Raw genomic sequence first — 25,785 nt, 5'->3', positions numbered from 1 at the left:
GCGCGACGCCGGCTCCATCACGTTTAGCACTGGCGAGCCGGCGCGCGAAAAATGCAGCGAGGGGCGTAGCGAAAAATGCATCGAAAAGCGCTTCGAGGCATGCAACATCACAGGGATTGAATTGAAGCGCCAGATTACGTTCCCCATGACCGCCGAGTTCGGCATTGCGATGATGGTCGCGACGACCGCCACGTTTGCCGCGAGCGATTCGGTGGTCAAGGCCATCGGCGCTTCGGTGCCGCTACTCGCTCTTCTTTTCGGCCGCTACAGCTTTCAGGCCGTCGCCCTCGGCGCCTGGCAGGCGCGGCGCGGTGCCGGGCATTTTCGCAAGGTCGGCGTGCTGAAACTGCAATTCCTGCGCGCCTTTTTTCTCCTCGTCAATTCGGCCTGCACGTTTGCCGGCCTGCGCTATTTGCCGCTTCCGGTCACCACTTCGCTGGCGATGATGGCGCCGCTGATTTCGACGCTGCTGGCGGCCATTCTGCTCAACGAAGACGTAACGAAGAGCAAATGGTCGATGGTCGTTCTGGGCTTTATCGGCATGCTGATCGTCGTGCAGCCGGGCAGCGGCGAATTCAGCTGGGCGGTTGCATTTCCCATTGGTGCAGCCACGACCTTCGCATGTTTTCAGGTCGTATCGAGCCGGCTTTCGACCGCAGGCGACCCGATCACCACCAATCTCATCACCGCCGTGGTCGCGAGTATCGCGCTCGCGGGACTGCTATGGGTCGATCAGGCGGACCTTTTGCCGGCAATCCGCAAAGTGACCGTGGGTAGCTGGCTGATGGTGCTCGCGATGGGCTTTCTTTCGACGCTCGGCCATCTATTGATGCTTCAGGCGTTGCGCCGAACGCCGCTTGCCGTGCTCACGCCATTCGGCTATGCGCAGCTTGCTTTCGCCACGCTATTCAGCTGGGCGTTCTTTGGCAGGGTTCCCAGCGTCTGGACTGCCGTGGGCATGATCGTGATTGCCGTCAGTGGACTAGGCACGATCGTCCTGCATGCGCGTGGTCGTGCGCTGCCGGCATGATCTCTCCTGGCAAGGGCAAGGGCAAGGGCAAGGGCAAGGGCAAGGGCAAGGGCAAGGGCAAGGGCAAGGGCAAGGGCAAGGGCGGCGAGGCGAAGCAGCGTTGCATATCACGTTTGCACAACCGCGGGCAGTGCCGTGCGCGAAGGCGGCGCGGATGCAACGCGCCGGACGTCGAGACCGCTCCACGCGTTACCGCGGAAGCGGTCTCATCCACCCTTAGCGGGCTTGTACCGCCGTCTTCGCGAGCTCCGGTCCGGTGAGCGCTTGCTGCCGGAGCCATTCATACTGTTCCTTCGGGATGGGGACTGCGTTGTCGTCACCGAGGTCTTGCAGCCGTACCCGATAGGTCTCCCTGGCGCTCCATGCAGCCAGTGCGGAAACGACCGTCGCGCCGAACGTCAGCGAGCCGATGAGCATCGGCACATTGTGAGACCCCGGCGGGGCCACTGCCGCGAAAAGGGCCGGGAGCAGCGCGGTGAGGGTCGTGCCGAGATTCTGCGCGATGGCCATCGCCGAGACGCGGAAACGGGTCGGGAAAAGCTCGGGATAGTAGCTCGGGAAGATGGCGTTATAGCCCTGATAGACGACACCCCACATCAGTATCGACATGACGAAGGCAAGCGGCAGATTGTGGATGCTGATGGCGTACAGATACGCAAACGACAGGAGTCCGGATGACAGGGCACCGAAGATCATCGGCATTCTGCGCCCGATGCGATCGGACAGATTGCCGACGAACGGAATGACGATGACCGCCACGATATTGCCGACCACCGGAATCCACAGATACACGCTGGGATGAAACCCGATGCCGTATGAAGGCTGAACGGCATAGGCGGCACCGAAGATCGTCGCGACCACGGGAATCACGTTCATGAACGCCATGAAGAAGACGCGAATCATGTCGGGCCAGCTATATTTGAACGCTTCGAGAATCGGCGCGCGCGCGACCTGGCCGCTTTCGTCTTCCTTGGCGAAGGCTGCCGTTTCTTCGACCTCGCGGCGGATGATGTAACCGGCCAGGAGAACGCCGGCGCTCAACAGGAAGGGGATGCGCCAGCCCCATGAAACGAGCGCATTCTCGGGCATGTAGTACGCGAGCGGCAGAAACACGGCGGCAGCGAGAATCTGGCCCGCCTGTACGCCTTGCAGCGTGAAACTCGCGAAGTAACCACGGTGGCCGAACGGCGCCTGCTCCATGATCATCGAACTGGCGCCCGAAATTTCACCCGCGACGGCGAAACCCTGTACCAGCCGCAGCACGACGAGCAGCGCGGGCGCCAGCAGGCCGACCGATTGATAAGTCGGCAGCAGACCCACGGCCATCGTGGAGAAGCCCATCATAAACATGCAGATCAGCAGTACCGTCTTGCGGCCGTGCGTGTCGCCCCAGTGACCGAGTACGAATGCGCCGATAGGTCGTGCCACGTAGCCGACGCCATAGGTCGCGAGTGAAGCGACGATCGCGATCGTGGGATTGCCCTTGGGGAAGAATATCTGCGGAAAGATCAGGGCGGCGGCTTGTGCGTAGATGAAAAAATCGTAGTACTCGAGCGCCGAGCCGATCCAGCCGCTGGCGGTGGCCTTCTTCGCCTGCTTGCGAGCTTTCGCGTCGGCGGCGTTGTCGCCGGGGCTGCCATGCGATGGCAGTTTGATTTGCATGAGTGTCTCCTGATTCTGGATTGACTGGCACAGCGTCGATGGCTGCGATTCTGGGAGTGGATTGATTCGGCGCCGAGGCCCGGCGCATGGGAATCGCCGCCAACGATACGAGGCGAGGTTCACATGCGCAATGCAATGACTACAATGAGGATATTGCGAGCGACAATAACCTCATGGATCTCACCGAGCTTCCCGATCTGAAACTGCTTCAGCTCTTCGACCTGCTGTATGACGTGCGGAGCGTGACGCGTGTCGCCGAGCAACTGGGGCAAAGCCAGCCGACAGTCAGCATCTGGCTCGGACGCTTGCGCGATCATTTGCGCGATCCCCTGTTTATCCGCACGCCGGGCGGTATGACGCCGACTCCGCAAGCGGATGCATTGATCGGCCCGTGCCGCGAAATCTTGGAGTCGCTTCGGCGGTTTGCCGCATGGGAGATCGCCTTCGATCCCGCCACCGCCAAGCGGCGCTTTCGCATCTGCATGACCGACGCAAGCCATGTCACGCTGCTTCCCCGAATCCTCGCGTACGTGCGGGATCAGGCGCCGGGCATTCGCCTCGAAGCGGCAAGGATCGACGGCAACACCGAGCGGGCATTGGAGTCGGGGGAGGCCGATCTTGCGATCGGGTATGTGCCGTGGCTCGGCGGTGGGATGTACCAGCAGCAACTGTATAACCAGGACTGGGTCTGCCTGACGAACCGTAGTCATCCGCGGGTGCGGACCCGGCTCAGTCTCAGGCAATACCGTGCCGAGGGGCATGTGGTGATAGCGGCCGGCACGGGGGCGCAGCTGCTGGAGCAGGCGTTGCTGCGCGAGAACATCGACCGCGACGTCGTACTTGAACTGCCGGGCTTTTTGGGGTTGGGCTCGATCATCAGGACGACCGATCTGATTGCCACGCTGCCGCGCAACATCGGCGAAACGCTTGCCGAGATGAACGACATCGCGATTCATTCATGCCCGTTTGCGGTCGATGGCTTTGCGGTCCGTCAACACTGGCATGCCAAGTACCATCACGAAGCGGGCAATCGCTGGTTGCGCGGCGTGGTAGCGGAGTTATTTGGCGGAACGCGATGATTTCGACGGCGTTCCACCGAGGCTGGGACGCCGCGCGAGTTCGAGCGGGGTTGCGACCGCGCGGTTATCCGCCGCGCTGCCTTCTCGTGGCATATGGCATTGGTGCGGCCGCAGACACCTGCGCCTTTGCGCGTCAACTTTCGCCGGCATAAGTGTAAGTCCCGCTTTCCTGCTGATCTCCCTGCCTGATCGGGCGGAGCCCCCTCTCATCACCGCGATGCCAGGTGTTGTATCGACCACAACATGGAAACTACTTATTTTTTTCCGATTGCTTGTCAGACAGAATACGATCATTCTACATCCGATCAGCTAGGTATTTGAGCTATAGGAGTCTGTCCGATGCGTCGTCGTACCTTCCTGGCAGCCACCAGCGCTGCCACCGCCGGGATGCTGTTCATGCAGAGCGGCCGGGCCGCCGTGGATACTTCGACCAAACCGGTCAGCGGCGGCACGCTGCGCGTGGCGTTTGCGTCGGACACGAAGACGCTCGATCCGACGTTTTCGGTCAATTTCTCCGAGCGCCAGCCGCTCTACCTCATCTACAACACCTTGCTGTCGATCAACCCCGACGCGTCCATCGGCCCGGAACTCGCCGAGCGCTGGGACACGCTCGACGGCGGCAAGCGTCTCGTGCTGCATCTGCGCAAAGGCGTGATGTTCCATGACGGCACGCCGTTCGACGCCGCCGCGGTCAAGGACAATCTTGACCGGCGGCTTGATCCCGCGGTCGGCTCGCCATTGCGGCCGCAACTGACGCTGATTCTCGACAGCGTGGAAGTGAACGATCCGCAGACTGTCACGCTGCATCTGAAATCGCCGAGCCCGGCGTTGCTCGGCATGCTCGCGCAGCGCGAAGGCTTCATGGCGTCGCCGACGGCGATGAAAAAATACGGCAAGGACTTTGCGACACACCCGGTCGGCACCGGCCCGTTCGTGTTCAAGGAGTGGATTCCGGGCAACTCGCTGAGCGTCGACAGGAATCCGAAGTACTGGGAGCCCGGCAAGCCGTATCTCGATCGCGTCGTATTCAGCGATACGTCCAATCCGATCATCGCGATGCAGCGCTTGCGCACCGGCGAGGTGGACTACATCTCGGCGCTATCGCCGATCGACATCCGCCCGATCGAAAACCAGCCCGGCATCGTGCTCGACGCGGGCCCGGCGAGCCGCTGGTACGCGCTGCAATGGCAGGTCGACCGGCCGCCGTTCAACAACCCATTGGTGCGCCAGGCGGTGGCGTATGCGATCGACCGCAAACGCATGGTCGAGATACTGATGAATGGCAAGGCGCCGATCGCCGAGTCGATCGCGCCGCCGGGCGCGTGGTGGTATGACCCCACGGTGAAGTCGTATCCGTACGATCCGGCCAAGGCGAAGGCGCTGCTTGCGCAAGCGGGCGTCACCAACCTTTCGGTCAGCCTGTCGACGCCGCAGATCATGCTGATGCAGCAGATCAACCAGCTCGTTCAGGAGCAGCTGAAGGCGGTCGGCATTGCGGTGCGGCTCGATCCTATTGCGCAAAGCGACTGGTACCCGCGTCTCTCGCAGGGGCTCATCAACTTCAGCCCGATCCGATGGTCGCAGCGTCCCGATCCGGACGGCCTGTTTCCGCTGCTGCTCGGCAGCACCGGCGCGCAGAACACGACGAAGTACCACAACCCTGACGTCGACAAACTGTTGCAGCAGGCGCGCGACGCCTCCGATCAGGCGACGCGCAGGAGGCTCTACGGTCAGGTCGAGGCGATTGTCACGCGCGATCTGCCGTACGTGCCGCTGTTCTTTTCGATTGAATACGCAGCGATGCGCAACAACGTGCACAACCACGTGTGGTTGCCCGACGAGATTCCACGTTTCCGCAACATGTGGAAGTCGCCGGCGTAGCGCGGCGACGCCGAACAGGCCGGGGCGGGCAGGGAGCGCCGGCCTGTTCGGCGCGGTACGGCAAGCGCATCGTAGCATCGGTCCCGCGCGGATGAGCCAAAGCCGGGCGGGCGTGACGGACTGACGACGTATCTCTCCGGTGTGGGGAGAGGCATCGTCGCGCCTGCATATCGATTAGGTATCCATATGTTGTGATGGATGATGCATAGGTGATCCCAAGCTCCTTCCTATTGGTGAGACAAAATGAAAAAGATTTCCCTGGCAGTCCTGCTTCTCGCGGGCGGTTCCGGCGCGGCGATGGCGCAGAGCAGCGTCACGCTATACGGTATCGTCGATGAAGGTTTGATGTTCAACAACAACGCGCGTACCGGGCAGCAGTTCGCGCTCGCGAGCGGCAGCGAATCGGGTAGCCGCTGGGGCCTGCGCGGCGCCGAGGACCTGGGCGGCGGACTGTCCGCGGTCTTTACGCTCGAAGGCGGCTTCAGTTCATCGACCGGCGCGCTCGGGCAGAACGGCGACCTCTTCGGTCGCCAGGCCTACGTCGGCTTGGCGGCGCCGACGTGGGGGCAGGTGCTGCTCGGACGTCAGTATCTGAGCGGCTATGACTACGTCGGCGCGTTGACCGCGGCCGCGCAGTGGGCGCTCGGCGGCGCGGGCTTCGGCGCGCATCCGGCCGATCTGGACAATCTCGACGGCACGTACCGGGTGAACAACGCGGTCAAATACAAGTCGCCGAGCTTCGGCGGCTTTTCGTTCGGCGGCACTTATTCGTTCGGCGGCGTGGCCGGCGACTTCTCGCGCAACCAGATCTACTCGCTCGCGGCCGGCTACAGCATGGGGCCGTTGACCGCTGCTGCCCAATACACGCACGCAAGCAACCCCAATTATTCGCTGTGGGGCAATAAGGCCAACGACAGCAGCACCGGTTCGAACATGTCGGGTCCGGTGATTTCCGGTCTTGCCACCGCCGGTTCGCAGGATGTCGCCGCGGTGGGCGTGAATTACAAGATCGGCGATGCGACCCTCGGCGCCATCTATAGCCACGCGTCTTTCAACAATCTCGGCACCCTGGTGGTCGCGGGCGCGAGCAACGGGCTGCGTGGCACGGCGGTATTCAACATCATCGAAGCGAACGCGAAGTACATGTTGACGCCCGCGCTGCAACTCGGCGCGTCGTACACGTACACGGCGGCGGGCAGCCTGCGCGGACTCTCGGGCGCGCGCTATCAGCAGGTCAATCTCGGCGTCGATTACAACCTCTCGAAGCGCACCGATCTATACCTGGTCGGCATCTATCAGCAGGCATCGGGACACGACTCGACCGGCGCCAACGCAGTCGCGCAGATCGCTTTCGCGACGCAGTCGTCCACGAACCGGCAGGTCGTCGCGGTCGCGGGCATCCGGCACAAGTTCTGAGCCTTGCCGCCTTTCGCGCGCGGCGCCTGCCGTCGCGCGCGAATGCGCACGGTCGGCGGCGCCGATCTGCCATCGGCAATTGCCGGTGGCGCTGGCTAAAACACGGCAACTAGGAACGCATTGGAAGATGGTATACAATAAGACATCGCTCGATCAACGTGCCGAGCACTTCATTTCAGCAACGCGAAAGGACTTGTAATGCCGATGGAGTTGCCCCCCTTTCTGGAAGCCGCCGCGACGCAACTGGCTGGCGCTGGTGCCGCGGAGAAGATCATCGGTTATATGCGGCCCGCCGAGTCGATCATGCAGGGTCCGTTGATGGGTGCGATGAAGGCGTCGCGCGTGAGCTTTGCCTATGTGCTCGCGCGCCGCATGATCGACGAGCGTTGGCGCATTGCGCTCGAAATCTGCGAGGCGGACGCAAACGGGCAAGGCCGCCTCGTCTACCGCATCAGCGCACGCGGAATCGACTTCACCTATATCGCGCGCGCATACGAGTGGGACGGCAAGGAGAAGGTGGGGCGCCGCTCCGATGGCGCAAATCGCGACATGTTCGGCGCACTGTTTGTCGGAACACCGGACGCGGCACGCATCGAGCGCGAGTTCGCCACGTTCGATCTGAAAAACGTCGAGACGATGCGCACGGATGCCATGGTGCTCGGCTGGACCCCGGCCAATCGCAGCGCGCGGATTTTCGATCACGTCGTCGATGCACTCGTGGCCGGTCATCAGCCGGAGCCGGGCCTGATCGGCAGCGCCTCGGCCTATCTGCTGCGCAACGGCGGATTTCAGGGCAGCGGCCGCAACGGATCGATCTCGTATCAGGGCATCGCCGCCGACCACCCGCTGTGCCATCCCTTCTTCGCGGATCTCTTCGGTCTCTACATGGTTCGGCAGGTGTCGATCGATCTGGTCAACGCGATCGCCCGAGCGCGTAATCCGCGCGCCGCGCAACTCTCCGAAGAGGTTGCGCGTTATCTCGCGGTCGGCAACTCGTCGGGGCAGGGCATGTGCGTGGCGTTGCAGCGTTGGCCGCATTGGGTGTCGACGTGGCTGGCCGTGCGCGAAGCCGCCCTCGCATACGCGAAGTCGATGCCCGTCGATGCGGCGAGCCGCGAGCGTCTCGTCAGCCTGGTCGCCCGTGTGGCCGCGTACTGCGACACGGTCCAGGTTCAGTCTGAAGATTATGTCGTGCCGAACAAGGTCATCGCGGCGAACTTGCGCACCATCGTCGGCTGGCTCGATGGGTCCCGGGCTTTTTCTCTCTGGAACGATCTCGCGCAGGCCGCGTCGGCATTCGATGCCGAAACGCAGGAGCAACTGAACTCCGCGCTGATCGATTTGTACCCCGACGTATCGGACCGTTTCGCCGATTACCTCGTGATCGGCGCGGCGCGCGAGCGCGGCGTCGTCGCCGAGATGACGGTCGGCGAGTTGCGCGGCCTGTTGCGCAAGAACTATGCGTGGGCGCTGCGCTACGACACGCTGCTGTCGAAGACGCGTCAGCATTTCTGGTATCACTCCGTCGACAACGGCGAGCAACGGCGCGGCGAACGCGTGCTCGATCCTGGCGAGGAGTACGAATCGTTCGTCGATCACATCGGCATCGTGCAGCGCCTCGCCTGCGTCGTTGCGAGCTACGCGGACGATGAACTGGTCGGCGAGCTGATGTTCGCACATCCGGATCTGGAGATGGCTGTGTCGCGCGTGCAGTATCTCGATGGCCTTCCCTATGCGGAGATTCGCGACAACCTGATCCACAAGGATTTTGTCCCGGCGCAACTGATCCGCTTTTTCCTCGCGTCGCTCGGCATCGAATGCTCGACGCCGCTGTCGATTCGCTATGTGCGAGGCGTCTTCTTCCAGGGGGTTCCGCTGCCGGCCGAAATCGCCGAGGGCACGACGCGCGACTGGCGCTACCCGGCCGAGCCCGCCACCCAGACGGAGATGCTGTCATGACCGAGCCGACCTACACCTCAGCCGCGGTATCGGAAATCACGCGCGTCGCCTGGTGGAGTCTGCGCGCGTTCGGTTGCCCGCTCGGCGCGGTCGAAGCCATGGCGCGCGTGCTGACCTGTTCCGAAGTGCTCGACGGCGACACGCTTGCCGCGCTGCGTCGCAATGAAGCCACGTTGCTCGAAGCATTCTCGGGCGATGAACCGCGCTTCGATCGCACGAGCGAAACGAGCGGCGTTATCGACGCAGCGGGCCGTTCGATGCTCGATATCGGACCCCGGGCGGTCGATCTGATTACCGGGCTTGCCAGGCGCAGGCGCGGCGCCGTGCGTATCACCGTGAACCACCTCGCGGACCACATCGGCCTGGCCGGTACGGCGACGATCGCCGCGCAGCGGGGCATCGGGCTTCTATTGACGAATGGCGACCCGCATGGCGCATGGCGGTTCTATACTGCCACGAGCGGCGGCGCGATAACGTCGCTGACCAGCGATCCTGGCGGCGCCGCGATTCATGACCTGATGGTTCTGCTGCACGAAGTCGGCGACGTGCCATCCGCCGCGGCCTTGCTGGCAGCCGATGCAACCGGTGCCGGAACCTCGGCCCTCGAACTCATCGCATTTCCTTTCGTCGCGAGAGACGATCTCGCCGAGCTTGCGGCGCGTCGTTCCGGCATGGTTTGCAAGGATGTGAGCGGTGCGTTGAGACGGGCCTATGCGCACGGAGTCGACGTCGCTACCGCCGACCTCAGGTTCCTGTACGAACTCGAGACACGTACCTGGGCGCCCTCGTCGGAGCGCTCGCGGGCCCAGGCGGGCTTCCAGGCTGCGAGTCCGACACCGTGATCGTAAGACAGTCGTTTTGAGGAGATCAGGATTGGATATCGAACGATTCAATACCGGCGAACGCCGCCGTCGTGATGTGCTGGGCGATGCCTATGTCGATCAGTCGCTCAAGAGTGCTGACGATTTCAACCGGCCGTTCCAGGAGCTCGTCACGGAGTATTGCTGGGGCACGTGCTGGGGCGACCCGACGCTCGTGCCGCGTGAGCGCAGTCTGCTCAATCTCGGCATGATCGCCGCGCTCGGCAAGATGCACGAGTTCGAGCTGCATGTGCGCGGGGCGCTCAAGAACGGCCTGAGCCACGAGGAACTGCGCGCGGCGCTGATCCAGATCGCCGTGTATTGCGGCATCCCCGTCGGTGTCGACTGTTTTCGCGTGGCGCGCAAGGTGCTGGCCGAACTCGCCGCCGCCTCTCAACCTGCTGCTGATCCCAAGGAATGACGATGCCGTTTTCGATTCGCAAAATCGTGGTCTACAAGGAAGCGACCTTCATTGAAGGCGACAAGGCGCTTGCTACGCCCGTTACGCTTGTCGGCGTCGCGGCGGTGATTCGCAATCCGTGGTTCGGGCGCGGCTTCGTCGAGGATCTCTCGCCGGAGCAGCGCGATGGCTGCGGCGAACTCGGCAAGGTGATGGTGGCGCGCATGCTCGAAGAGATCGGCGGCAAGCAGGCGATCGAAGCCTACGGCAAGAGCGCGGTAGTCGGTGGAGGCGGAGAAATCGAACACGCGTCCGCCGTGATTCACAATCTGCGCTTCGGCAATCACTATCGCCATGCGGTCGAAGCGGAGAGCTTTCTGTCGTTCACCAACAAGCGCGGTGGACTGAACACGTCGCTGCAGGTGCCGATCAAGCACATTCACGACGGCGCCGCGCGTTCGCACTTCATCACCCTGGAGTTCGCCATTCCCGACGCACCGAATCCCGATGAGATCGTGATCGTGCTTGGCGCGTCGACAGCCGGACGACCGCACGCGCGTATCGGAGACCGGCATCAGGACATGCAGGAGATCGAGCGCGAGAACGCGGCGCATTGAAACCGGCAGGCGCGAGAAAGGCGGCAGTGCCACGGCATGAGGCGGCATGGGCCGCCGCCGCATCACTCCGCGTAGGTCCGGTGGCGCTGTGCTGCTGTCAGCGGCACAGCGCGTGGAGCGTGTCTAGCGATTCGCTTGCCCGTCCTTGAGCAGGGCCGTCGCCGACTGCGCCGATCGCTCGATGAGCGCGCGTATCGTCAAGGCAGCGGCATTGCCGTCGCGCTTCTTGAGCGCCTTGAAAATCTCGCCCATGAGTTCGACCGTTCCGTGACGGCGTTCCACTGGCGAGCGCCGCGTCGTGGTCGCGCGCAGCAAACTGATGCGGGCGCCGAGAAGCTGCATGACGTGCTTGGCGGTTTCGTTGCGCGCGCCTTGATAGAGGATCGCGTAAAAGCGATTCGAAGCGGCGAGGAACGCCTCGTCGTTTTCGACAGGCGTATTCTTCAGCGCATTGAAGGTGTCTTCGAGTTCGGCGAGGTCCTCACTGGTCGCGCGCTGGGCAAAATGCAATGCCGCTTCGGAATCGAGCGCCGCCCGTATTTCATAGATTTCCGTGGCGATTTCGGGCGTCAGAGTTGCAACCACGACGCCCTTGGTATCGAGGCTCTCGACCAGACGCTCCGATTCGAGATTGCGCAACGCCTCGCGGATACTGCTGCGGCTGACGCCGGTCTGTTCGCATAGATCGCGCTCGATCAGCTTCTGGCCCGGCGCGAGCCGTCCCGCAATGATCGCTTCACGCAGAACGTTTAGCGTCTTCATGCGGATCGTCTCGTTTTTGGCGACGCTCAAGCCTACTTGTTGGGCAACCGTTGCGTCTTCTGTCATCGTTCCACCCTATGTTTGAATGCGGGCCGTCATGTGCGGCCCGTGCTGGGTTTTATTCCGGCTGCAGAAATTCGAGCAGCAGGCCGGCAATCAGGTCCGGTGCTTCGAGCAGCACGCTATGACGCAGCTCCGGCAGGATGCGAAGCTGCGATCCGGCGATTTTCTCATGTAACAGGCGCGACATCCGTGGCGACGAGCCGGGGTCGTTCTCGCCGGTCATCACGAGCGTCGGTACGCTGATGCGGTCGAATGCGATGTCGCGATCCGCTGCCGCAAACACGCGATACGCGGCCGCGTACGACCGATGATCGTTCTTCACCAGTTGTTCGAGACGGTACGTGACGCGTTGCGGGTTGGCCGCCTTGAACGCCGGCGTGAACCAGCGATCTTCCGCCGCCGCGACGACCGCCGCGATGCCCTCGCGGTCGATCTGGTCGGCGCGTTTCAGCACGCGCGCGCGTTCCTCGTCGGTGCGCTCCGCGACCGAGCTGATGAGCGCCAGCCGGTTCAGACGCGCCGAGTTTTCCACCGCGTATTTCTGCGCGATGAGGCCGCCGAGAGAAAAGCCCACCAGATGCGTTTTTTGCACACCGACAGCATCGAGCAGCGCGTCGACATCGGAGACGAAGTCATCGAGCGAGCAGCGCGTGATCAGGCTCGATGCGCCGTGGCCGCGCAAGTCCGCGCGTAGCACCGTGAAGTGCGCCTCGAGCTGGCTCGCGATCGCGTCCCAGCTTGCGTGATCCGCGCCGATGCCGTGTATCAGCGTGACAAATGGTCCGGATCCCTGAATCTTGTACGCAAGCTCCAGGCCGTCGGCAGAAACATATTTTTCCACTTGCATCGTCTCCGTTAATCTGTTGGTATACGAGATACTAGCTGACAAAAAATATTTCGACTAGACTGACCTCAACATCTGGCGAATACGGAGACCTCCATCCATGGAGTACGCAAGATTAGGCCGCTCGAGCCTGCGCATTTCCCGCCTTGGCTTCGGCGCGATGGGTATCGGCAACCCGGGGTGGCGCAAGTGGGTGCTCGAAGAAGACGCAGCACGGCCGATCCTGCGCGCGGCGGTCGAGGCGGGCATCAATTTCGTCGATACCTGCGATTTCTATTCGGCGGGTGCCAGCGAGACCGTGCTCGGCAATGCGCTATGGGATTACGCATCCCGCGACGAGATCGTGCTGGCCACCAAGCTCGGTAATCCGATGGGCACGCATCCGAATGCGCGCGGCTACTCTCGCAAGCACATCTTCAGCGCGGTCGATGCGTCGCTGAAGCGCCTGAAGACCGATTACGTCGATCTGCTGCAAACGCATATCTGGCAACCGGACACGGACCTCGAAGAACTCGTCGTCGCCTTCGACGATCTCGTGAAGAGCGGCAAGGTACGCTACGTCGGCGCGACGACCATGCCCGCCTGGGCTTTCGTGCAATGCGTGAATCTCGCGAAACAGATGGGACGTACGCCGTTTGTGTCGATGCAGTGCGAGTACAACGTCTGTCATCGCGAAGCCGAGCGCGAACTGATACCGTTCTGCCGCGCCTACGATATCGCGCTGGTCCCATTCAGTCCGCTCGCGCGCGGCTTCCTGTGCGCGGACCGGCGCGATGCGCGCAACGCGACCGCGCGACATGATTCGGATGACTACACACTGAAGCACTATCACCGCCCGGGCGATTTCGCGGCGCTCGAATGCGTGGCGAAGATCGCCGCGAAGCGCGGTGTCGAGCCGAGCCAGGTCGCGCTGGCGTGGGCGCTCGCACAGCCCGGCATCATCTCGCCGATCTTCGGCGCGACGCAGGTTGTGCACGTCGCGAGCGCGGTCGCCGCACTCGATCTGAAGCTCGACGAGGAGGAACTGCGAGCGCTCGCCGGCACCTACGAAACGCGTCCGCTCGGCGCGAAAAGCCACTGAGGCAGCCGCTGCGCGTTTCCCCTCATTTGCTGCACATTCTCAAGGCATGCCAATGAATCAGCAAACCGAAAGTTTCGCGATGTATATCGACGGCGAATTCGTACAGGCCGAGGACGGCCGCACCTTCGAAAGCGTCAATCCGTGGACCGGCCGCGCATGGGCGACGATTCCCGACGCGAGCGCCGCCGATGTCGATCGCGCCGTGCGGGCCGCGCATCGCGCGTTCACGAGCGGCCCGTGGCCGAAGATGACGCCGAACGAACGCGCCGCGCTGCTGCAGAAGCTCGCCGACAAGCTCGTCGAACACAAGGACCGGCTCGGTTATGTCGAGACGCAGGACACGGGCAAGCTGCTGAAGGAAACGACCTGGCAGGCCGCGCACACGGCACGTGCGTATACGTATTTCGCCGGTCTCGCCGACAAGCTGCAAGGCGACATTCCGCCGTCCGCGCCGAACATGCTCAATCTCGTGCTACACGAGCCGGTGGGTGTGGTCGCGGCGATCATTCCGTGGAATTCGCAACTGCAATTGTCCGCCTACAAGATCGCGCCGGCGCTTGCGACCGGCAACACGATCGTCGTCAAGGCTTCCGAAGATGCCTCGACGCCGCTGCTCACGCTCGCGAGGCTCGCGCATGAAGTGGGCTTCCCGCCGGGCGTCATCAACTTCGTATCGGGCCGCGCGAATCCGTGCGCGATCACGCTGACGAGTCATCCGCTCGTGCGCCGCATCGCCTTCACCGGTGGTGTCGAGACCGCACGCAAGCTGATTCCGAACTCCGCGCATAACATCGCGAAGCTCTCGCTCGAACTGGGCGGCAAGTCGCCCGTAATCGTGTTCGACGACGCCGATCTCGACAGTTGCGTCAACGGTATCGTGGCCGGTATTTTCGGCGCGAGCGGACAGAGTTGCGCGGCGGGCTCGCGACTGATCGCGCACGAATCGATTCACGACGCGCTCGTCGAGCGTCTGGTCGAACGGGTGAAGACGATCGCGATCGGCGACCCGATGGAGGCCTCGACCAACATGGGGCCGCTTGCAACGGAGCGGCAGGTCGCCCGCATCGAGACGCTGCTCGCGCAATCGGTCGAGCAGGGCGCGCAGGTCGTCGCCGGCGGCAAGCGTGTTGCGGGGCTGCCGCATAACCAGTGCTTCCAGCCGACGATCGCGCTATGCGATCGCGGCGATTATCCGGTCGTGCGCCAGGAATTGTTCGGTCCCGTGCTGTCGGTGCTGAAGTTCCGCACCGACGACGAAGCGATCGGCATCGCTAACGATAGCGACTATGCCTTCGCCGGCGGCATCTTCAGCCGCGACTTTCCACGCGCGATGCGTACCGCGCGTGCGGTGCAGGCGGGCCGCCTGTGGATCAACACCTATCGCGTCACCGGCGTGAATGTGCCGTTCGGCGGATTCAAGCAGAGCGGCTACGGTCGCGAAGCCGGTATCGACGCGCTCAAGGACTACACTGAAACGAAGGCGGTGATGATCGAAGTGGGGGGCGAGGCGCTCGCCGATCCGTTCGTGATGCGCTAGGCGCAGCCATACGCGCAGCGGCGTTCGCGTATGTGTAGGTGCCATACAGGGACATTCTCTTATGCTGACAGTCATAGGCAGGCGGCTCGTCTGGGCCGCGCCCAATCTGATCTTCGTGACCGTATTGCTGTTCTTTAGCGTCGCGGTGTTCTTCGGCAACCCGGCCGCGTTGATGCTCGGCCAGGATGCGACCCCGCAGGCCGTTGCCGAACTGAGCCATCAGATGGGTTTCGACCGGCCCGTGGTCACGCAATATCTGAGCTGGATGGGCCACGCCTTGTCCGGCGACCTGGGGCGCTCGTACACGACGCACCAGACCGTCGCCGAGATGCTGATGCGCTCGCTGCCGGTCACGGTCGAACTCGCCGTGCTGTCGATCCTGCTCGCAACCGTGGTCTCGGTGGGGCTGAGCAGCCTGACCGTCGGCCAGCGCGTGATCGGCACGTTCGTCACCGTGCTGTCGATCATCGGCATGACGGTGCCGAACTTCATGCTCGGCATGGTCGCGATCTTCATCTTCTCCGTGAAGCTCGGCTGGCTGCCGTCGGTGGGTTGGGTGCCTTGGGACCACGGTCTTCTCACGCACCTCCAGCATCTGATCCTGCCGACCATCACGCTTGCCGCGTACTACTTCGGCGCGTTCACGCTCGTCTATCGCGCTGAATACCAGGCGGTGCGAGAACGTCTTTTCGTTCGTGTCGCGCGGGCGAAGGGGCTGTCCGAACACCGCGTGTCATTCCGCCATATTCTGCCCAATTCGATCCTGCCGGTGATTACGTATATCGGCATCAGTCTCGGACAACTGATGGGCGGAGCGGTCGTGACCGAAACGCTCTTTTCGATGCCCGGCATCGGCCAGTTGTTCGTCACGTCGATCCTGTCGCGCGATTATCCGGTGATGCTCGCGATCGGCATGTTCATCATCGTCGCGGTGATCCTGATGAACCTGCTCGCCGACGTCGTGTATACGCTGATCAATCCTCAGATCCGGCTGAACTAGGAGCTATTCATGCGCGAAATCCTGATGCGTCCCAAGGTGCAGATCGGCGCGTTCATCCTGCTCGTCATGATCGCGATTTCGCTATGTGCGCCGCTTATCGCGCCGCATGATCCGACCGCGAGCAGCGTGATGTTTCTCGCGCCCCCGGGCGCGGACAACCTGCTCGGCACTGACGAGCTCGGCCGCGACATTCTTTCGCGGCTGATTTACGGCGGACAATCTTCGCTGATCGTCGGTATCGGCGCGGCGGTGATGGCCGCCATCATCGGCATTCCGGTCGGGCTCGTAGCGGGTTATCTCGGCGGGCGCGTGGACCTGTTCGCGACGCAGATCATCGACATTTTCATCGCGCTGCCTGGTCTGATCCTCGCGCTCATCATCACCGCGATGGTGGGCCCCACGTTATTCAATCTCGTGCTGGTGCTCGGCTTCGTCAGTTGGCCGCGGATCGCGCGGCTGGTGCGCGGGCAGACGCTCGCGCTGCGCGAGTCGGTGTTCGTCGAGGCGTCGAAGGCAGTCGGCGCGCGCGCCGACTGGATCATGCTCAAGCATGTGTGGCCGAACACGATGCGCATCGTTGCCGCGCAGTTCGCGCTGACCATCGCGTATTCGATTTTCACTTCGGCCAGCCTGTCGTTTCTCGGCCTTGGCATGCCGCCGCCGACCCCCGACTGGGGCGCCATGGTGCGCTCCGGCTTCGACTATCTCGCGATGAATCCCGGTATGAGCCTTGCGCCCGGCGCGGCGGTTGCGGCGACCGTGTTCGGCTTCTACCTGATCGGAACCAGCATCAAATGACGACCACGTTCGAAGATTCACGCGTTCTCTCGGTCGAGCATCTGTCCGTATCGTTCGATACGGGCAAACGCAATACGCCGCCGGTCACGGTCGTACGCGACGTGTCGTTCTCGATCGGCAAGGGCGAGATCGTGGCGATCGTCGGCGAATCGGGCTGCGGTAAATCGACGACGGGCCTCGCGCTGCTCGGCCTGAATCCGGGCAGCAACGCGTCGGTGAAAGGCTCGATCAATCTGGCGAAGAAGGGCGGGCAGACCGTCGATATCGTCGGGTTGCGCGAGCGCGAATTGCGGCGCGTGCGTGGCAACGACGCGGCCATGATCTTCCAGGAGCCGATGTCGTCGCTCAATCCGTTGTACACGATCGGCGCGCAGATCGAGGAAGCGCTCAGCGTGCATCGCAGGATGTCGTCGAAGGAACGCGCGGCCGAGGCGCTGCGGCTCGTTTCGATGCTTGGCATTCCGAGTCCCGCCAAATGTCTGAATAGCTATCCGCATCAACTGTCGGGCGGCATGCGGCAGCGGGTCATGATTGCGATTGCGCTGTCCTGCCACCCGGGGCTGCTGATCGCCGACGAGCCGACCACCGCGCTCGACGTCACCGTGCAGGCGCAGATCGTCGAGCGGATGAAGCAGTTGCAGCAGGAAACGCAGATGGCGATCCTGTTCGTCACGCATGACCTCTCGCTGGTCGCGGAAATCGCCAACCGCGCGCTGGTGATGTACGCGGGGCAAATCGTCGAGGCGGGTCCGGTTAGCGATCTGTTCAACCAGCCGCTGATGCCTTACACGCAGGCGTTGATGCGTTCCCGTCCACGTCTTGGCGACGTGCGTCATCGCATCAAGCCGATTCCGGGCGGCGCGCCCAATCCGGCCGCGCTGCCGGCCGGCTGCACGTTTCACAAGCGTTGCGAGCATGCCGTCGCGGGGCGCTGCGATACGCAGGTGCCGTCCCTCGAAACGACCGATGACGGGCTTCGCCAGGTGCGCTGCCTGCGTTGGCGGGAATTGCGGCAAGTACCGCAATGCGCGCCCGTATTGCAAGGACAACCATCATGACGCCGACTTCCACGCAACCGCTGATCAGCGTCAGTCATTTGCGCAAGCTCTACGACATTCGCCGTGGCCTGTTCTCGAAGCTGGTCGGTCACGTGCATGCGGTCAACGACGTGTCGTTCGACATCGCGCCAGGCGAGACGCTTGGCCTTGCCGGCGAATCGGGTTCAGGCAAGACGACGATCGGCCGCTCGGTGTTACGGCTGATCGAACCGACCGACGGTGCGATCCGCTTCGACGGCAAGGACGTGATGGCGCTCAACGCGGCCGGACTGCGGGATTACCGGAAGAGCGCGCAGATCATCTTTCAGGACCCGTTTGCCTCGATCAATCCACGGATGAAGATTCGTGACGTGATCGCCGAGCCGTTGCGCGTGCAAAAGATTCATGCGACCGAACGCGACGTCGATCGGCGCGTCAGCGAACTGCTGGATCTCGTGTCGCTGTCCGACGACTACAAGGACCGGAGTCCTACCGCGTTATCCGGTGGTCAGCGGCAACGTGTCGTCATTGCGCGGGCGCTCGCGGTCAATCCGAAGTTCATCGTGGCCGACGAGCCGATCTCCGCGCTCGACGTGTCGATCCAGGCGCAGATCGTGAGCCTGCTCGACGAGCTGAAGCAGCGGCTGGGCCTCGCGATGTTGTTCATTTCGCACGATCTTGCCGTGATGGAATATCTGTCGGATCGTATTGCGGTCGTCTACCTCGGGCAGATCATGGAGATCGGCCCGGCGAGAGCAATTACGCAAACGCCGAAGCATCCGTACACCGAGGCGCTAATTTCCGCGGTGCCTGACGACCGGCCCGACATGAGACGCAAGCGTGTCGTGCTGCAAGGCGACGTGGCCGATCCGGTGTCGCCGCCAAGCGGCTGCGTGTTCCGCACACGCTGCATTTACGCGAAACCGGAATGCGCGCAACAACGTCCGGTGCTGCGCGAAATTGCGCCGTTGCATTTCAAGGCGTGTATTCGCGACGACGTGTTGTAGGCGCGGTTCTGGTTTCGTTGGCGGGGCTACGCCCGGTACTCACATGTGTTGCAAGCGGCGCAGGCGGAACGCGAGTTCAAGGCTGAATCGAGTCTCTGCGTCGTCGACGTCTTTGCCCAGCACCTCACGAATACGCTCCATCCGATAGCGAATCGTCGTCACATGTACTTTCAGTTCATCAGCGCATTTTTGTAGCCTGCAACCCGAGTCCAGATAAGCTTCGAGTGTCTTCAGCAGATCGCCGCGATTCTGGGCGTCATACTGATCGAGCGCACCGAGCGTGTTGGCGACGAAAACGTCGACCTGCGAGGAAGACAACGCGGAGAACACGAGTCCATAAGGGCCGAAGTCCTCTTCGTGGACGACACCGCTACGTGCGAAACGATCGGAAAGCCGGAACGCGCGCTGGCACGCCTGCCATGCCGGCGCGTAATCATGCGGAGCATGGCATACGGGACCCGGCGCGATGACGCAAGCGCTGCCGGTCAGCCGGTCGGTGAGTTCCAGTGAGCGCCGCATCAGGTCGCGGCGCCGCGCTTCCGGAATGCCCTCGGCTTCGGAGATGAGCGCCATCAGCAACGTTCTCGCGGGAACAACGGTGATGTTGGCGGACCAGGCGTTCGCGAGAGCGGACGAGATCGCACGATGATTGCCGCGCAGTATTTGCCGCGCGCTTTCAGCGTCTCCCCGGATGCCGATCAGCACAAGCCGGTTCGGTGTGCCGAGCGGTAGGCCGCAATGCGCTGCCCGCGACAGCAGGTCGTCGTCGAGGTCGCGCCCCGAGAGCAGATCGTCGAGGATTTTCGACTGGGACTCCGTGCGCTCCTTGAAGCGGATGACTGTACGCATCAGCATGACCGACAGCGCAAACGCGACTTGCCGGATCAGCAGCTCGTCCACCGGATCGAAGCGTTCTTCATCGGTCAGCAGATAGAGTGCGCCGGCCTGCTGGCCGTCGACGCGCAGCACCTCGCGCCGATGCACAGGCGTGGATGTGGGGCTTGTCGAATCGTCGGATGTTTTTGCTTGCCACTGCGCTTCGTCGTTCAACTCGATTCGCAGCATCTCCGCGAGCGCGTTAGCGTATTGCGGATCAGCGGCGCGTTGCCCTTTCATCAAGGCCTGAGCGGGCCGGTCGACCACCGCGATCGGACAATCGAGCAGCGATTCGACGGCGGACAGTACCGCGGTCGGCGCTTCGTCGGACAGAACGCGGCGCATCAGTTCGCTAACCGAATCGATCGTATGTTTGACGCGCGTGGACAGTACCGTTTCCTCGCGCAGACGCTGGGCCTTGCCGACCGCGATCGCCGCGAGCTGTGCAATCGCCTTGAGGAAGGCGAGTTCGTCATTGTCGACGTTGAGGATCTCTCGCGACTGCACGGCAAGGATCATCCGTCGCTCGTACTGATCGGTTGCCGGTAGCGGCAGGATCGTTACGGTGTGGTAGTGGCGGGCCAGCGCGTCTTGCTGGTAATGCAAGTAATCGGAGCGCTGCGCATCCGGAATGATGAGCGGACGCTGCTCGTCGAGCACCTTCCTGACCGGACTGGTCGCCAGTTCCCAACGCGTCGAGGCGCTTGACGGATCGACAAGGAACGGGTCGAAGCGTGCCATCAGAACCGACAGTCCCGCGTTTTCGTCGACGCTCATGATCGAACACATGTCCCATGTCGTGTAACGACAGGTGGCATTGGTGATGCTGTCAAGCAACGTGCCTAGATCGCTGCTCTCGTTGACCAGTTTCGCGATGTCGGCGAGGCGTGAGAAATGAGCTTGGGATGACTTGACGGCTATTGAAGCTGGAAAAGTGTTGTCCATGCAGCGGATCGTACTGTGACAAATTTTCAGTTTCAACTTTTCATAGTGCCCGTGCATTGGTGTTAACGATCAGGTGCTTTCATTTCTTTGCCGCGTTTCGTCGAAAGCTCGAATTCGCCACTCGAAAATACTATTTTCCCTAGATGGCAGATCGAAAAGTGACGACCCAGAATGTTTTCACTGAAGGAGACATTCTCGATGAATACGTCACAAGAGAGAGAGGCAAGCCCGTTGGATGTACAAGGGCTACGGAAAGCTTTCGGCAGCTTCGTGACGGGCGTGACCGTCGTTTCGGCTATCGACGACCAGGGCCACTACCGAGGTCTGACCGCCAACTCGTTCACCTCGGTGTCGCTCGATCCGCCTCTGGTGCTGGTGTGTATCGACAACAAGGCGACGACCTGCCCCGTATTCGAGCAGGCATCGAGCTTCGCCGTGAATGTTCTCGCGGCAGGGCAGCGAGACGTTTCGAATACGTTCGCGTCGCGCGCTCCGGACAAGTTTCACGGTGTGCCGACGCACGTTGCCACAACCGGCGCACCGCTGCTCGAAGGCGCGATCGCATGGTTCGATTGCGCGAAAGAACAGTTCGTCACCGCTGGCGATCACACGATGCTGATCGGCCGTGTGCTCGATTTCGGCCATACGGGCGGCGTTCCGCTCGCCTATTGCCGCGGCAGCTACATTGATTTCGGTCTCGAACAGAAGGCGGTCGGTGCCGGCAAATCGTTGAACTACGGCTGTGTTGCGAATCTCGGCGACGCGGTGCTGATGGTCCGTGATCCGCTCAAGGGAAGCTGGACGATCCCGACCGCAGGACACGGCACGGACCAGCACGCACCGGGCGGTCTGCCGGATCTTGTCGCGAAACTTGGCGCAACGGTCGAACTGTCGTTCCTCTACTCGGTGTTCGAGAATGCCGGCGAGAGCTTTATCGTCTATCGCGGCACACTCGCGGATGAGCCGCAATTGACCAAAAGTGCCGCTCTGTTCACGCAGGAAACGATGCCGTGGGATCAGATCGGTTCTTCCCAGACTCGCAATATGCTGCGCCGCTACTTCCTCGAACGCGCCGATGCGCGCTTCGGCATCTATATGGATAGCGCCGACGGCGGCAAGGTCGCGATGCTCGACGGTGCGCTCAAACCTTTCAATCAACTCGATATGGGATCTTGAATGGTATCGATCAGTGTCGAAAGTCTGACTGGCACGCGCACTCGCAACTGGATCGATGGCGCGTGGCACGAACCCGCGAGCGGGACCTATCTCGACAGCTTCAATCCGTTCACCGGCGAGGCCTGGTATCAGATCGCCGATTCGAATGCGGACGATGTCGGGCAAGCGGTTCAGGCCGCCGAACGTGCGCTGCATGATCCCGCGTGGCGGGGGATCACGCAGACCGATCGCGCGAACCTGCTGCGCAAGCTCGCGGAGTTGATCCGCGCCAACGTCGATCGTCTTGCGCGGCTCGAAGTGCACGACAACGGCAAGCTGCTGAAGGAAATGCGCGCGCAAATCGGTATCTTGCCGGATCAATTCCACTATTTCGCGGGCGCGGCAGACAAGCTCGAAGGAACCACCATTCCGGTGAATCGACGTGACGTGCTTGCCTATACGTCGCGCGAGCCGATCGGCGTCGTCGGTGTGATCGTGCCATGGAATTCGCCGCTCTATCAGTTGAGCTGGACACTCGCGCCCGCGCTGGCCTGCGGCAATACCGTAGTCGTCAAACCGTCCGAACATACGTCGGCTTCTGCCTTGGCGCTGGCTGAACTGATCAAGGAAGCGGGCATTCCCGACGGTGTTTTTAACGTCGTAACGGGTTTGGGCGCGAGTGCGGGAGAAGCATTGACGCGTGATGCCCGCGTGGCGAAAGTCGCGTTCACCGGCAGTACCGCGAGCGGCCGCAAGGTTGCTCATGCGGCTGCGGATCACTTTGCGCAATGCAATCTGGAGCTCGGCGGCAAGTCGCCCAATTGTGTGTTCGACGATGCGCCCTTCGAGCGGGCACTCGATGGCGTCGTTGCGGGAATCTTCGCGGCGGGCGGGCAGACATGCGTGGCGGGGTCGCGGATCTACGTACAGCGGACCATCTTCAATGCGTTCCGCGACGCGCTTATCGAACGAGCCCGTGCCGTGAAACTCGGCGATCCACTCATGGACGATACGCAGATGGGGCCGGTCGCAGTCAAATCCCAGCTAGAAAAGATCGGATCGATGGTGTCGCATGCCACGCAGCAGGGCGCGCGCCTGCTCGCGGGGGGTAAGCGTGCCGCCGCGCCGCTCGATCAGGGCTGGTTTTACGAACCCACACTGCTCGATCAGGTCGCGCCGTCGATGGAAATCGTTCAGGAAGAAGTATTTGGCCCAGTGGGCGTGATACAGCCGTTCGAAGACGAGCGCGACCTTGCGAGACTGGCTAACGCGACGCGCTACGGGCTGACAGCGGGAGTATGGACTCGCGACATAGACAGGGCGATGCGATTTGCGCGCGATGTCGAAGCGGGCACGATCTGGGTCAATACCTATCGCGCGGCGTCATTTACCACGCCGATGGGCGGTTTCAAGGAGAGCGGCTACGGTAAGCACTACGGCCTCGAGTCGATGCGCGAGTACTCGCGTGCGAAAAGCGTAGTCGTCGACTATTCCGGCAATACGCCGAATCCATTCGTCATGCGCGTAAGCGGCTGAGCGGCAATCGGATTGATACGTCAAAAAAGGCGCGAAAGTGAAATTTTCAATTGTACTGAACATGGATCGCTTTTCCGAAGACCTGTCGATGCGAGAGGTTTGGCGTCGCGTCGACGAAATGGCGGGGCTGGCCGACGAAGGTGGATTCGACATGATCTTCACGGCCGAACACCATACGATCGAAGCGACGATCGCTCCGAATCCGTTCCAGGTACTGGCTGCGTGGTCGCGCACCGTCAAGCGGGCGCGTCTCGGTACGGGGGTACTGTCCGCTTCATACTGGCACCCGATCCGGCTTGCTGGGGAAGCGGCCCTTTGCGACATCATCACCGACGGCAGACTCGAAATTGGCATTGGCCGCGGCTCGTATCAATACGAATTCGACCGCATGAAAGACGGCATGCCGCAGCAGGAGGGTGTCGCCTATATGAAAGAGATCATCCCGGTGGTGCGGGAGCTATGGAAGGGCGACTACGCGCACGACGGCAAGTACTTTCAGTTTCCCGCGGCCACTTCGGTGCCCAAGCCATTGCAGCGCGAGGTGCCGATGTGGTGCGCGGCACGCGATCCGGCTTCTTTCGATTGGGCGGTCAAAAACGGTCTTTCGATCATGGCGACGCCGTTGCATGCACCGTTCTCGGAAGTCGAGAATCTGGTCAGCCGTTTTGAAACCACGCTTGAGAACAATCCCGGCGTCAAACGGCCGAAGCTCATGATGCTGCGCCGTACCGCGGTCTACGAAGACGCGAAGGACTGGCAGGTGCCGGTTGAATCGCTGACTAACTACGGCCGCTATTTCGAGAATCTTTTGAAGAATCTCGGTAAGGTAAAAAATGGATTTTGCGAACCGGTCGGTTATGAAACCGTGTCGAATCGGTCCGACTATGCCCCTGAGTCCTTGCGCGAAAACATGATGTTCGGCACGCCGGACGAAGTCGTCAAAAAACTCAAGGCGTATGAGGCACTCGGGATCGACTACTTCATGTACGGCGCCTTTTTCGGCATGCCATACGATCGTGTCAAGCGATCTATCGAGTTGTTCTGCAAGGACGTGCTTCCGCATTTCAACGAGGCCAGATAATTCGAGAACTTACGCGTTGCAAGCCATGCCAGGAGGTTTTTGTGAGGAATGAAATGGATAACGTAGCGCCGGTTCGGGCCTGTGCGAAAGACGCAGTAGCGTCGATTCGTCGCCGTCGAGTATTGCAGGGAGTGGGCGCACTCGCGGCAGGCGCGCTCCTGAATCCGCTGGCGCGAGCGCAAGCCGGGCGCTTCGACGGGAAGCAACTGGTCTACGTCAGCTGGGGTGGCGTCTACCAGGACTTTCAGAAGAAGTCGTATTGTGATCCGTTCGCGAAGGAGACCGGTGCCCGGATCATTCAGGATGGTCCAGTCAACGAGGCAAAGATTCGCTCGATGGTCGCCGCGGGCGGGAATCCCGACTGGAACGTGATCGACGTGACCGACACGTTCCTGTTCAACGGCACCGCGCATAACCTCTTCGAAAAGCTCGATTTCAGCATCGTGAACAAGTCGATGGTCGAGCCCGCGTACGTGACGGATTACGGCATTGGCACCTGTGCATGGAGCTACAACGTTGCCTACAACACGAAGGCCTTCGGCGTGGGGAAAGGCCCCAAAACGTGGGCGGACCTGTTCGACGTCAAGCGCTTCCCGGGCAAGCGGATGTTCCGCAATCGCGTCTATGCGACGCTCGAAATCGCTTTGCTTGCCGATGGCGTCGATCCAGCGAAGCTTTACCCGCTCGACGTCAATCGCGCGCTCAAGAAGCTCGATACGATCAAAGATCATATTACGTGGTGGACTACGCCTTCGCAGTCGCAGCAACTGATTGTCGACGGCGCGGTCAGTTGTGGCGTCATCCAGAATGGCCGCGCGTACGACGCGTCGAGAAAAGGCGCGCCGATTGCGATCGAATGGGCACAGAATCTGCAATCCGTCGACTACCTCGTCATATTGAAGGGCACGAAAAACCTCGATGTGGCGATGCACCTCGTGAACCGATCGATTCAGCCCGACGCGCAGGCGATGTTCTCGAACAACACCGCGTATTCGCCGGTTAATCCCGCTGCCTTCTCGAAGATCGACAAGGCCATCTCGCCATGGCTCGCGACCCAGAAGGACAATGTTGCCAAGGGCGTGATATTGAATGCAGCCTGGTGGCAGGACAAGCTCGAAGCCCTCGACGCGAGCTGGAACGCGTGGCGGCTGTCGTGAGG

At 62.0% G+C, this 25,785-nt stretch carries 22 protein-coding genes; 18 read left to right on the top strand and 4 right to left on the bottom strand.

From position 1 onward, the window contains the following. Positions 1 to 121: 121 nt before the first annotated feature. A complete protein-coding gene (locus G3N58_RS02255) occupies positions 122 to 1,030 on the top strand; it encodes a DMT family transporter (RefSeq protein ID WP_345890997.1) in 909 nt (302 codons plus the stop codon). Positions 1,031 to 1,246: 216 nt separating this feature from the next. Here the strand turns inward: G3N58_RS02255 and G3N58_RS02250 are convergent, their stop codons facing one another. Beyond that, on the bottom strand, positions 1,247 to 2,692 hold the full coding sequence (locus tag G3N58_RS02250; protein ID WP_167037442.1) for an MFS transporter: 1,446 nt from the start codon (positions 2,690 to 2,692) through the stop codon (positions 1,247 to 1,249). Positions 2,693 to 2,865: 173 nt separating this feature from the next. On the opposite strand from G3N58_RS02250, the gene G3N58_RS02245 reads away from it, so the two are divergent. The 7 genes from G3N58_RS02245 to G3N58_RS02215 all read left to right on the top strand — a co-directional run bounded on the left by G3N58_RS02245 (position 2,866) and on the right by G3N58_RS02215 (position 10,904). Next, a complete protein-coding gene (locus tag G3N58_RS02245) occupies positions 2,866 to 3,771 on the top strand; it encodes a LysR family transcriptional regulator (RefSeq protein WP_167037991.1) in 906 nt (301 codons plus the stop codon). Positions 3,772 to 4,110: 339 nt separating this feature from the next. Next, the gene (locus tag G3N58_RS02240; RefSeq protein WP_167037439.1) at positions 4,111 to 5,652 is read left to right on the top strand and encodes an ABC transporter substrate-binding protein; all 1,542 of its coding nucleotides are present in this window, start codon (positions 4,111 to 4,113) and stop codon (positions 5,650 to 5,652) included. Between the two features lie 243 nt (positions 5,653 to 5,895). Continuing rightward, on the top strand, positions 5,896 to 7,068 hold the full coding sequence (locus G3N58_RS02235) for a porin (protein WP_205998376.1): 1,173 nt from the start codon (positions 5,896 to 5,898) through the stop codon (positions 7,066 to 7,068). Between the two features lie 204 nt (positions 7,069 to 7,272). Then, positions 7,273 to 9,027: a hypothetical protein gene (locus G3N58_RS02230; protein WP_167037433.1), complete on the top strand. Its 1,755-nt coding sequence runs from the start codon at positions 7,273 to 7,275 to the stop codon at positions 9,025 to 9,027. Then, a complete protein-coding gene (locus G3N58_RS02225) occupies positions 9,024 to 9,869 on the top strand; it encodes a hypothetical protein (RefSeq protein ID WP_167037431.1) in 846 nt (281 codons plus the stop codon). The genes G3N58_RS02230 and G3N58_RS02225 overlap by 4 nt, the downstream gene beginning before the upstream one ends. Positions 9,870 to 9,900: 31 nt before the next feature. After that, entirely contained in the window at positions 9,901 to 10,308 is a 408-nt protein-coding gene (locus G3N58_RS02220) for a carboxymuconolactone decarboxylase family protein (RefSeq protein WP_167037428.1), read from the top strand. 2 nt (positions 10,309 to 10,310) lie between these two features. Beyond that, a complete protein-coding gene (locus G3N58_RS02215) occupies positions 10,311 to 10,904 on the top strand; it encodes an amino acid synthesis family protein (protein ID WP_167037425.1) in 594 nt (197 codons plus the stop codon). A 123-nt stretch (positions 10,905 to 11,027) separates the two neighbouring features. On the opposite strand, the gene G3N58_RS02210 is transcribed toward G3N58_RS02215, so the two are convergent. Next, complete coding sequence (locus tag G3N58_RS02210; protein ID WP_167037422.1) at positions 11,028 to 11,666, bottom strand: GntR family transcriptional regulator; 639 nt, start codon at positions 11,664 to 11,666, stop codon at positions 11,028 to 11,030. A 118-nt stretch (positions 11,667 to 11,784) separates the two neighbouring features. Beyond that, positions 11,785 to 12,576 (bottom strand): alpha/beta fold hydrolase, encoded by a 792-nt coding sequence (locus G3N58_RS02205; RefSeq protein WP_205998375.1) that lies wholly within the window; start codon positions 12,574 to 12,576, stop codon positions 11,785 to 11,787. A 97-nt stretch (positions 12,577 to 12,673) separates the two neighbouring features. On the opposite strand from G3N58_RS02205, the gene G3N58_RS02200 reads away from it, so the two are divergent. The 6 genes from G3N58_RS02200 to G3N58_RS02175 all read left to right on the top strand — a co-directional run bounded on the left by G3N58_RS02200 (position 12,674) and on the right by G3N58_RS02175 (position 19,033). Next, positions 12,674 to 13,654, top strand: coding sequence for an aldo/keto reductase (locus G3N58_RS02200; RefSeq protein ID WP_167037416.1), 981 nt, complete (start codon positions 12,674 to 12,676; stop codon positions 13,652 to 13,654). A 52-nt stretch (positions 13,655 to 13,706) separates the two neighbouring features. Next, positions 13,707 to 15,191 (top strand): aldehyde dehydrogenase, encoded by a 1,485-nt coding sequence (locus tag G3N58_RS02195; RefSeq protein ID WP_167037413.1) that lies wholly within the window; start codon positions 13,707 to 13,709, stop codon positions 15,189 to 15,191. Between the two features lie 61 nt (positions 15,192 to 15,252). Beyond that, complete coding sequence (locus G3N58_RS02190; protein ID WP_167037410.1) at positions 15,253 to 16,191, top strand: ABC transporter permease; 939 nt, start codon at positions 15,253 to 15,255, stop codon at positions 16,189 to 16,191. Positions 16,192 to 16,200: 9 nt separating this feature from the next. Continuing rightward, positions 16,201 to 16,989 (top strand): ABC transporter permease, encoded by a 789-nt coding sequence (locus G3N58_RS02185; protein ID WP_205998374.1) that lies wholly within the window; start codon positions 16,201 to 16,203, stop codon positions 16,987 to 16,989. Beyond that, the gene (locus tag G3N58_RS02180; RefSeq protein WP_167037404.1) at positions 16,986 to 18,047 is read left to right on the top strand and encodes an ABC transporter ATP-binding protein; all 1,062 of its coding nucleotides are present in this window, start codon (positions 16,986 to 16,988) and stop codon (positions 18,045 to 18,047) included. Before G3N58_RS02185 ends, G3N58_RS02180 begins: the two co-directional genes overlap by 4 nt. Further along, the gene (locus G3N58_RS02175) at positions 18,044 to 19,033 is read left to right on the top strand and encodes an ABC transporter ATP-binding protein (protein WP_167037401.1); all 990 of its coding nucleotides are present in this window, start codon (positions 18,044 to 18,046) and stop codon (positions 19,031 to 19,033) included. Before G3N58_RS02180 ends, G3N58_RS02175 begins: the two co-directional genes overlap by 4 nt. A 39-nt stretch (positions 19,034 to 19,072) precedes the next feature. On the opposite strand, the gene G3N58_RS02170 is transcribed toward G3N58_RS02175, so the two are convergent. After that, positions 19,073 to 20,854 (bottom strand): helix-turn-helix domain-containing protein, encoded by a 1,782-nt coding sequence (locus tag G3N58_RS02170; RefSeq protein WP_167037398.1) that lies wholly within the window; start codon positions 20,852 to 20,854, stop codon positions 19,073 to 19,075. Between the two features lie 198 nt (positions 20,855 to 21,052). Between G3N58_RS02170 and G3N58_RS02165 the strand changes: the two genes are divergently transcribed. The 4 genes from G3N58_RS02165 to G3N58_RS02150 are packed head-to-tail and all read left to right on the top strand — an operon-like array spanning position 21,053 to position 25,783. Then, on the top strand, positions 21,053 to 22,030 hold the full coding sequence (locus G3N58_RS02165; protein ID WP_167037395.1) for a flavin reductase: 978 nt from the start codon (positions 21,053 to 21,055) through the stop codon (positions 22,028 to 22,030). Next, entirely contained in the window at positions 22,031 to 23,545 is a 1,515-nt protein-coding gene (locus G3N58_RS02160; RefSeq protein WP_167281360.1) for an aldehyde dehydrogenase, read from the top strand. It abuts the gene before it with no gap. A gap of 37 nt (positions 23,546 to 23,582) precedes the next feature. Further along, positions 23,583 to 24,626, top strand: coding sequence for an LLM class flavin-dependent oxidoreductase (locus tag G3N58_RS02155; protein ID WP_167037389.1), 1,044 nt, complete (start codon positions 23,583 to 23,585; stop codon positions 24,624 to 24,626). Positions 24,627 to 24,679: 53 nt separating this feature from the next. Continuing rightward, on the top strand, positions 24,680 to 25,783 hold the full coding sequence (locus tag G3N58_RS02150; protein ID WP_167037386.1) for an ABC transporter substrate-binding protein: 1,104 nt from the start codon (positions 24,680 to 24,682) through the stop codon (positions 25,781 to 25,783). Positions 25,784 to 25,785 lie beyond the last annotated feature (2 nt).

This window comes from Paraburkholderia sp. Ac-20342 (assembly GCF_017104985.1).
In the GTDB taxonomy this organism is placed as follows: domain Bacteria; phylum Pseudomonadota; class Gammaproteobacteria; order Burkholderiales; family Burkholderiaceae; genus Paraburkholderia.
Note: the sequence above shows the minus strand (reverse complement) of the source record. Positions and strands in the feature narration are given on the sequence as shown.

Coding starts and splice junctions, on each gene's coding strand:
- G3N58_RS02250 (WP_167037442.1), bottom strand. CDS start 2,692: ATGCAAATCAAACTGCCATCGCATGGCAGCCCCGGCGACAACGCCGCC.
- G3N58_RS02245 (WP_167037991.1), top strand. CDS start 2,866: ATGGATCTCACCGAGCTTCCCGATCTGAAACTGCTTCAGCTCTTCGAC.
- G3N58_RS02240 (WP_167037439.1), top strand. CDS start 4,111: ATGCGTCGTCGTACCTTCCTGGCAGCCACCAGCGCTGCCACCGCCGGG.
- G3N58_RS02235 (WP_205998376.1), top strand. CDS start 5,896: ATGAAAAAGATTTCCCTGGCAGTCCTGCTTCTCGCGGGCGGTTCCGGC.
- G3N58_RS02230 (WP_167037433.1), top strand. CDS start 7,273: ATGGAGTTGCCCCCCTTTCTGGAAGCCGCCGCGACGCAACTGGCTGGC.
- G3N58_RS02225 (WP_167037431.1), top strand. CDS start 9,024: ATGACCGAGCCGACCTACACCTCAGCCGCGGTATCGGAAATCACGCGC.
- G3N58_RS02215 (WP_167037425.1), top strand. CDS start 10,311: ATGCCGTTTTCGATTCGCAAAATCGTGGTCTACAAGGAAGCGACCTTC.
- G3N58_RS02210 (WP_167037422.1), bottom strand. CDS start 11,666: ATGAAGACGCTAAACGTTCTGCGTGAAGCGATCATTGCGGGACGGCTC.
- G3N58_RS02205 (WP_205998375.1), bottom strand. CDS start 12,576: ATGCAAGTGGAAAAATATGTTTCTGCCGACGGCCTGGAGCTTGCGTAC.
- G3N58_RS02200 (WP_167037416.1), top strand. CDS start 12,674: ATGGAGTACGCAAGATTAGGCCGCTCGAGCCTGCGCATTTCCCGCCTT.
- G3N58_RS02195 (WP_167037413.1), top strand. CDS start 13,707: ATGAATCAGCAAACCGAAAGTTTCGCGATGTATATCGACGGCGAATTC.
- G3N58_RS02190 (WP_167037410.1), top strand. CDS start 15,253: ATGCTGACAGTCATAGGCAGGCGGCTCGTCTGGGCCGCGCCCAATCTG.
- G3N58_RS02185 (WP_205998374.1), top strand. CDS start 16,201: ATGCGCGAAATCCTGATGCGTCCCAAGGTGCAGATCGGCGCGTTCATC.
- G3N58_RS02180 (WP_167037404.1), top strand. CDS start 16,986: ATGACGACCACGTTCGAAGATTCACGCGTTCTCTCGGTCGAGCATCTG.
- G3N58_RS02175 (WP_167037401.1), top strand. CDS start 18,044: ATGACGCCGACTTCCACGCAACCGCTGATCAGCGTCAGTCATTTGCGC.
- G3N58_RS02170 (WP_167037398.1), bottom strand. CDS start 20,854: ATGGACAACACTTTTCCAGCTTCAATAGCCGTCAAGTCATCCCAAGCT.
- G3N58_RS02165 (WP_167037395.1), top strand. CDS start 21,053: ATGAATACGTCACAAGAGAGAGAGGCAAGCCCGTTGGATGTACAAGGG.
- G3N58_RS02160 (WP_167281360.1), top strand. CDS start 22,031: ATGGTATCGATCAGTGTCGAAAGTCTGACTGGCACGCGCACTCGCAAC.
- G3N58_RS02150 (WP_167037386.1), top strand. CDS start 24,680: ATGGATAACGTAGCGCCGGTTCGGGCCTGTGCGAAAGACGCAGTAGCG.